At 49.9% G+C, this 7,079-nt stretch carries 11 protein-coding genes; all 11 read left to right on the forward strand.

Annotated elements, in window-relative coordinates; genetic code table 11:
- Positions 1-965: thiamine pyrophosphate-dependent enzyme (locus tag HJG40_RS12315; RefSeq protein ID WP_226857432.1), on the forward strand; the 965-nt coding region annotated here is incomplete at its 5' end.
- Positions 966-967: 2 nt separating this feature from the next.
- Positions 968-1,453 (forward strand): acetolactate synthase small subunit, encoded by a 486-nt coding sequence (gene ilvN / locus HJG40_RS12320; protein WP_075323110.1) that lies wholly within the window; start codon positions 968-970, stop codon positions 1,451-1,453.
- Positions 1,454-1,501: 48 nt separating this feature from the next.
- Positions 1,502-2,518 (forward strand): ketol-acid reductoisomerase, encoded by a 1,017-nt coding sequence (gene ilvC / locus HJG40_RS12325; RefSeq protein ID WP_215864468.1) that lies wholly within the window; start codon positions 1,502-1,504, stop codon positions 2,516-2,518.
- Between the two features lie 101 nt (positions 2,519-2,619).
- Positions 2,620-3,291, forward strand: coding sequence for a phosphatidylserine decarboxylase (locus HJG40_RS12330; protein WP_215864469.1), 672 nt, complete (start codon positions 2,620-2,622; stop codon positions 3,289-3,291).
- Positions 3,288-4,040, forward strand: a complete 753-nt coding sequence (gene pssA, locus HJG40_RS12335) for a CDP-diacylglycerol--serine O-phosphatidyltransferase (protein ID WP_215864470.1) — start codon at positions 3,288-3,290, stop codon at positions 4,038-4,040. Before HJG40_RS12330 ends, pssA begins: the two co-directional genes overlap by 4 nt.
- 35 nt (positions 4,041-4,075) lie before the next feature.
- Entirely contained in the window at positions 4,076-4,363 is a 288-nt protein-coding gene (locus HJG40_RS12340) for a hypothetical protein (RefSeq protein WP_215864471.1), read from the forward strand.
- A gap of 540 nt (positions 4,364-4,903) precedes the next feature.
- The gene (locus HJG40_RS12345) at positions 4,904-5,203 is read left to right on the forward strand and encodes an N-6 DNA methylase (RefSeq protein ID WP_226857433.1); all 300 of its coding nucleotides are present in this window, start codon (positions 4,904-4,906) and stop codon (positions 5,201-5,203) included.
- A gap of 169 nt (positions 5,204-5,372) precedes the next feature.
- On the forward strand, positions 5,373-5,681 hold the full coding sequence (locus HJG40_RS12350; protein ID WP_226857434.1) for a type II toxin-antitoxin system RelE/ParE family toxin: 309 nt from the start codon (positions 5,373-5,375) through the stop codon (positions 5,679-5,681).
- Positions 5,678-5,983 (forward strand): helix-turn-helix domain-containing protein, encoded by a 306-nt coding sequence (locus HJG40_RS12355; protein ID WP_215864473.1) that lies wholly within the window; start codon positions 5,678-5,680, stop codon positions 5,981-5,983. The genes HJG40_RS12350 and HJG40_RS12355 overlap by 4 nt, the downstream gene beginning before the upstream one ends.
- Position 5,984: 1 nt before the next feature.
- Positions 5,985-6,200 (forward strand): hypothetical protein, encoded by a 216-nt coding sequence (locus HJG40_RS12360; RefSeq protein WP_215864474.1) that lies wholly within the window; start codon positions 5,985-5,987, stop codon positions 6,198-6,200.
- Positions 6,201-6,203: 3 nt separating this feature from the next.
- A complete protein-coding gene (locus tag HJG40_RS12365) occupies positions 6,204-6,398 on the forward strand; it encodes a hypothetical protein (protein WP_215864475.1) in 195 nt (64 codons plus the stop codon).
- Positions 6,399-7,079 lie beyond the last annotated feature (681 nt).

A 7,079-nucleotide genomic window follows, 5' to 3' on the forward strand; every position in this document is an offset into this window, starting at 1 on the left:
CCCCCGCCTCTGACCCCCAGTTTGTCGGCATGTTAGGCATGCATGGCACTTATGAAGCCAACATGGCGGTGCAGCATTGTGACGTGCTGGTGGCGCTGGGGGCGCGCTTTGATGACCGGGTTACCGGTAATCTCGCCAAGTTCGCGCCCCATGCCAAAATTGTCCATGTGGATGTGGATCCTTCCTCCATTTCCAAAAATGTCCGGGTGGATGTGCCAATTGTTGGCGATCTCCAGCAGGTTCTGACAGAAATGAATCAGGTGCTCGGTGAGCTGGATGCACTGAACGACCCCCATGCCATGCAGGCCTGGTGGGCGCAGATTGCAGAATGGCGCAAGCGCGATTGTCTCCATTACCAGCAGGATGATCAGATCATCAAGCCGCAGTTTGTGGTACAAAAACTGTTTGAACTGACTGCTGGAGATGCCATTGTGACTTCTGATGTGGGCCAACATCAGATGTGGGCTGCCCAGTTTTATGGTTTTGATAAACCCCGTCGCTGGGTGAATAGTGGTGGATTGGGGACGATGGGTTTTGGCTTGCCGGCAGCCATGGGCGCACAGGTGGCTGAGCCCGATGCTACGGTGGTCTGTATTACGGGTGATGGCAGTATCCAGATGAATATTCAGGAATTATCTACCTGCCAGCAATACAAGTTGCCCCTCAAGGTGGCCTGCCTGAACAATCATTATCTCGGTATGGTCCGCCAGTGGCAGGAGTTCTTTTATGAAGATCGTTATGCCATGAGTTATGTGGATGCCTTGCCGGATTTTGTAAAGCTGGCCGAAGCCTATGGTCATATTGGGTTGCGTGCGGATACTCCCGCTGATGTCGAGCCGGTGATCCGCGAAGCCTTGCGTCTCAAGGATCGTATGGTATTCATGGATTTCCGCGTGGATGCCAAGGAAAACGTATATCCCATGGTGCCTGCCGGTGCGGCACTTTCTGAAATGATCCTGGTGTAAGCATGCGCCATATCATCTCTATTTTGTTGGAAAACGAAGCGGGTGCCTTGTCGCGGGTGGCGGGTTTATTTTCGGCGCGGGGTTATAACATTGAAGCCATGACGGTAGCACCAACCCATGATGCCAGCATCTCGCGCATGACCGTGGCCACCAGTGGTTCCGAGGAAATCATGGAGCAGGTACTCAAACAGTTGAACAAGCTGGTTGAGGTGATTCGCGTACATGATCTGAGTGAGGGACCGCACATTGAGCGTGAGCTGATGCTGATCAAGGTCCACGCTGTTGGCCCTGATCGTGAAGAGGTGAAGCGTCTTTCGGATATTTTCCGGGGGCGCATCATTGACGTCACGGATCGCTCTTACACCATTGAGCTCACGGGTCCTGGTGACAAGCTGGATGCCTTTATTCACGCTCTGGACCCGGGTATGGTCATTGAGGTGGTGCGCAGTGGTGCCAGCGCCATCAGCCGTGGTGCCAAGGCTATTTGATTTTGTCTGAATGATTATTCATTTTTTTGTACATACGCAGAGGTTTACATGAAAGTTTATTACGATAACGATGCTGATTTGGCCCTTATCCAGAAAAAGAAAGTCGCCATCATTGGTTACGGCTCACAGGGACATGCTCATGCCCTGAATCTCAAGGAATCCGGGGTTTCCGTAGTGGTAGGCCTGCGCAAGGACTCTACGTCCTGGGACAAGGCCGTCAAGTCCGGTCTGGAAGTGAAAGAGGTCGGTGATGCGGTGGCCAGTGCTGATGTAGTCATGATTCTAACGCCGGATGAAGGTCAGGCTGCTTTGTATCGTGATGAAATTGCGCCCAAAATCAAACAGGGAGCGGCACTGGTATTTGCCCATGGTTTCAACGTACATTTTGGTCAGATTCATCCCCGCGCTGATCTCGATTGCTTCCTGGTGGCACCCAAGGGTCCCGGCCATCTGGTCCGTTCCACCTACACCCAGGGAGGTGGGGTGCCCAGTCTGATTGCCGTGCATCAGGATGCCAGTGGCAACGCCACCAACATTGCTCTGGCTTATGCCAAGGCTAATGGTGGCACCCGTGCTGGCGTCATCGAAACAACTTTCCGTGAAGAAACCGAAACCGATTTGTTCGGTGAGCAGGCGGTGCTCTGCGGCGGCGCCACGGCTTTGGTGCAGGCGGGTTTTGAAACGCTGGTCGAGGCCGGTTATGCGCCGGAAATGGCCTATTTTGAGTGTATGCACGAGCTGAAGCTGATTGTGGACCTGATGTATGAGGGGGGTATTGCCAACATGCGCTACTCCATCTCCAACACTGCAGAATATGGGGATCTCACCCGTGGCCCGCGTGTGGTGAATGCCGACACCAAGGCCGAGATGAAAAAAATTCTCACCGAAATCCAGACGGGACAGTTCGCCAAGGAATTCATTCTGGAAAATCAGGCTGGCAAGGCGACCATGCAGGCTATGCGCCGGATAGGTGCCGAGCATCCTATTGAAGTGGTGGGCAACAAGCTGCGTTCCATGATGACCTGGATTGGTCAGAACCGGATTGTGGACCGTTCACGCAACTAAATTTGTTTGCACTTTTGAAAAAGGGTGAATTCTCTTGGGCAAGTCTTTTGCCTTGGGTGTTCGCCCTTTTCTCATGGCTCCGGTCCTGATACGCTCCGCCCATGAAAACTGACTATCCATATCCTGTTCTGGCGCGTGAAGGCTGGCCTTTTCTGCTCGCCTTTCTGATCATCGCCATTGTCTTGCAGATTTTTTTGACGGGTTGGTGGTTACTCCTCTCCGCGCTTTTTTATCTGTTGTTTTTGTTCAGTCTGCAATTTTTTCGGGATCCCCGTCGGCCATTACCCGATTTATCTCCCCAGTCTGTCCTTTGTCCAGCCGATGGCCGGGTGATTGCTATTGAGCAGGTCGATGATCCTTACCTATCGCGGCCAGCACTTAAAATCAGTATTTTTATGAATGTGTTTGATGTACACGTCAATCGCATGCCAGTCAGTGGACATATACAAAATATCTGGTATTTTCCGGGCAGGTTTTTTAATGCCGCCCTGGACAAGGCCTCACTGGAAAATGAACGAAATGCGATTTGGGTGAAAACTCCCGGGGGGCATGATGTCACCGTGGTGCAGGTGGCGGGCCTGGTGGCCAGGCGCATTGTCTGCTATGTCCGTAACGATAATGATGTGGTTACCGGTCAGCGTTTCGGTTTTATTCGTTTTGGATCGCGGGTAGATACCTATTTACCACTGGATACGGAAGTTCAGGTGCGGATTGGTGAAAGGGTGCGTTCCGGCGCTCAGTGTCTGGCTACTTTGCCGGGTTCCATAACATGAATCCCCGGTATCCCCGGCGGGGCGTTTATGTACTCCCCAATTTGTTTACGACAGCCAGTCTTTTTGCCGGTTTTTATTCCATTGTTGCGTCTATACATGGTCATTATCGTACTGCCGCAATAGTCATATTCATTGCCATGATTCTTGACGGTCTTGACGGCAGGGTTGCCCGAATGACGCATACGGAAAGTGCTTTTGGTGCAGAATATGATTCACTGGCCGATGTCATCGCCTTTGGATTGGCCCCAGCCATTCTGGTGCTGCTTTGGGGGCTTCAGGATTTCGGCAAATTCGGCTGGTTAGGTGCTTTTATTTATACGGCTTGTGGGGCCTTGCGTCTGGCGCGTTTCAATACCCAGGTGCACAGCGCTTCAAAACGCTACTTTCAGGGTTTGCCGATCCCGACTTCTGCAGCAGTTCTGGCCAGCCTGGTCTGGGTGGCCGTGGGCGAGGGGTATCCCTGGCTGACCCACATTAGTGAATATATTGCCTTGGGATTGGTCTATGTGCTGGGGCTGCTGATGGTCAGTAACGTCCGTTTTCGCAGTTTCAAGGACTTTGACTTACACGGGCGCGTCCCTTTTGCTCTAGCTATTATTGTCGTTTTGGTGGTCGCCCTGATCGCCGTGCATCCTCCTTTGGTGCTCTTCTTTGCCGGGATTATATACGTGGCAGTGGGTTTGGTGCTGACCCTTTGGCAAATCCGCAGCCGGCGCATGAACAGACGCCGTGGAAGTCATTCGTCTTGAATTGTTTTTTTATATCACCACAGGGAAGTGTTTAGATGGGCGCAGGGCAGTTCAAAACCTCCTATTATGATTTGGCTAGTAGAGGTCTGGAGCCTAAATTGCCGCCTGTTGTGGATAGCATGATCGGACCTAATAATTCATTTTTGGCTTATTTATCAGAGTTGGGCTTGTTTGGATTTATTCCGCTGGTTATTTTGATTGGCTATTTGGGGGTCCGGGCATGGCGTCATAGTGATCCATTGCTACGCTATGTGCAGGTAGTCACCTGGTTATGGTTTGTGCTGGGTAGCTTTGCGGATACATTTAAGCATAGAAAAATCTAAAGGTTATATTGGGTGAATAAAACGATTTGATCTCACTGTCTGTCATTGATTTACACCAGAGCAAGAGGTTTTGCAAAATAATTCAATTTATTTTTTTATAAAAAACTGGTGTAATTTTCTTTATCTTTTATCTTTAAGCAGGTTGCCTGCAGAGACAGAAGTATAAGCATATAAAGAATGAAATACAATCCGAATGCAGATGCTTGCATAATGGTTCGTGCTGAGAATGTTGTGACAGGAAGTATTGTCGACACTGTTACCCATTGAATAACTGTGCTCAATCTGAATTCATAATTCACGCCGGGCACCATTGGAAGTATAATTTTTCTTTTTTTGAACAACAGCAGAGAACGGCGATATCAGCAAGCCAGCAGAGACCACGTAAAACAGAGGGGTTGCTGAACCGTAAATAATGCCAATGGCAAGAACCACCAATGACACTATGAACATTAAGCCCTGCCGTAAACGTCTCAGAAAGAAATAATTCCCGTGCGGTCATATTTTGCCCTCTCACATTTTGAAGGATTTACAGGGTGTCATATGCAAGGCTATAAGCCTTTGAATTTTAGTCCAATCCTGCACCCGATTCCAGTCAAAATCTTGGTCACCATGTTGGCCCCGTATAAAGGGCGCATCTATGACCCTTGCTGCGGGTCCGGTGGCATGTTCGTACAAAGTGAAAAGTTCATTGAAGCCCACGGCGGCAAAGTGGGCGACATCAGCGTTTACGGGGAAGAATCCAATCCCAATACGTGGAAACTGGCTCTCATGAATCTCGCCATTCGGGGTATTGAAGCGGATTTGGGTATGGCGCGGCTGACCCAAGCACTATCCGAATAGTTGGCCGAGGGACGCAGGCTGGAAGACGCAATGCGGAAGAATCTGGAGTTGTTGGGGTATGAAATATGAGTAAAGCCGTTTTGCAAATTATATCCAATTAGATATAATCTACCTTATGGTTCAATCACAACGTCCATTATTCTGGGTGGCATCGTCCAAGAAAGACCTGATGGATATGCCGGAAGACGTACGGGATACCTTTGGGTATGCGCTGCATCTGGCGCAAATCGGCGGCAAGCATGCGCAAACAAAGCCGCAGAAGGGTTTTGGATCGGCGGATGTACTTGAGATTGCCGAAGATTCTCATGGTGATACGTTTCGAGCGGTGTATACGGTGCGTTTGCAAGAGAGGATATATGTTCTACATTGCTTTCAGAAGAAATCCACCCAAGGCATCCGCACACCCAAACCTGATATGGACAAGATACATGAACGCTTGAAATGGGCTGAGCGACACGCCAAGGGGGTGATCGAATGAATATTGAGATGAGTAGTGGCAATGTCTACGCGGACATCGGTGCGCCGGATGCAGAGGAAATGCTATTGAAGGCGCAACTGGCATCCCGTATTGCCGACATGATCCAGAGCAAAGGATTCACGCAATCGCAGGCAGCGGAACTGCTGGGTATCCCGCAACCCAAGCTGTCTCTGATGCTACGCGGGCAATTCCGTGGAATCAGTGAAGCCAAAATGCTGGAATGTCTGGCTCGGCTGGGTCGGGATATTCAGATTGTCATCGGACCGGAACACGCAGGAATCGGTAATATCGTGGTGGTATGACATGAGCATAGACCGAGACCGTGGGGTGGCGATTGTCAACGAGGTCATAGACCCTCTGGATGGGGATACCGTGTTTGGGCAGCGATGGGGTAGTGGTGAACTTATCCGTATAACGCCCAAGGAATTGAACGCACTGATGGAAGGCAAAATCATCGCCGTGGATGTCGAGAGTGAGTATGTGGTGTACCTTCAACTGGATGAGGAAGCCGAGGATTGAACCATGCTACAAACTATTGAAGTGGAAATCGATGCACAGGGACAGGTTCATCCCGTGGAGTTGGGCAAACCGATTCCGGCAGGCCGTGCCATGTTGACCTTGCTGACGCCACTTGCCAACGAAGAATCGCTGCTTTCTGAATCTGTACTGGCTGAAGACTGGTTTTCAGCGCTGAGTAGGAAAATCGCCCCAAGGTAGCGCCTCCACATCGATTCCCAAGTAAACGAGCAACGCTTGCTACGGTAACGACTGCCCCACGCCTTGGAGAGAACAGTTCAAGCTTAGCATTTTGCATTCGGGGACCGTAGGGGGACCAAAATTGGGAATCCGTAAAAAATGGAAACAGAAATTATTTGTAAGGTTATGTTTTATATGGTGCGCCTGAAGGGACTCGAACCCCTGACCTACGGCTTAGAAGGCCCAACAAGCCACTTTTTTACCCTTTTTGCATCAACGCCTTACGCAATAAATAAACATAAAAACAATTAGTTGCAAAACATTTAGCATATTGCTATTCCCTTATATTCCCTCTTATTCCCACCCCAAGTATGGCGCCAGGGTGGCGCGGGAATCAATGACTTACAAGCGCCGAAAATCCCTGTCCGTGTGGCCGACCGCCATAAGACATTTTGAGCTGTAACGTCTCATCTCAAAAGCATCCAATTTTATGCAAATGCATATGCATTTGCATCGAGAGATGACCGAAAAACCTAATAAAATCAATGATAGTATTTTTATTTTTTTAAAAATTTTGGTTCCTCGTCATTTCAAGTGGGTAGCCTGAGATCCAGCTTGCCCAGGATCAGGTAGGCCATGTTGATAAAGTTCTTGTGCGTGCGGTAACCCCGAGCCTTGGCCTTGGCGGATTGAATGAGGCTG

The sequence above is a fragment of the Acidithiobacillus concretivorus genome, from assembly GCF_018853445.1.
In the GTDB taxonomy this organism is placed as follows: domain Bacteria; phylum Pseudomonadota; class Gammaproteobacteria; order Acidithiobacillales; family Acidithiobacillaceae; genus Acidithiobacillus; species Acidithiobacillus concretivorus.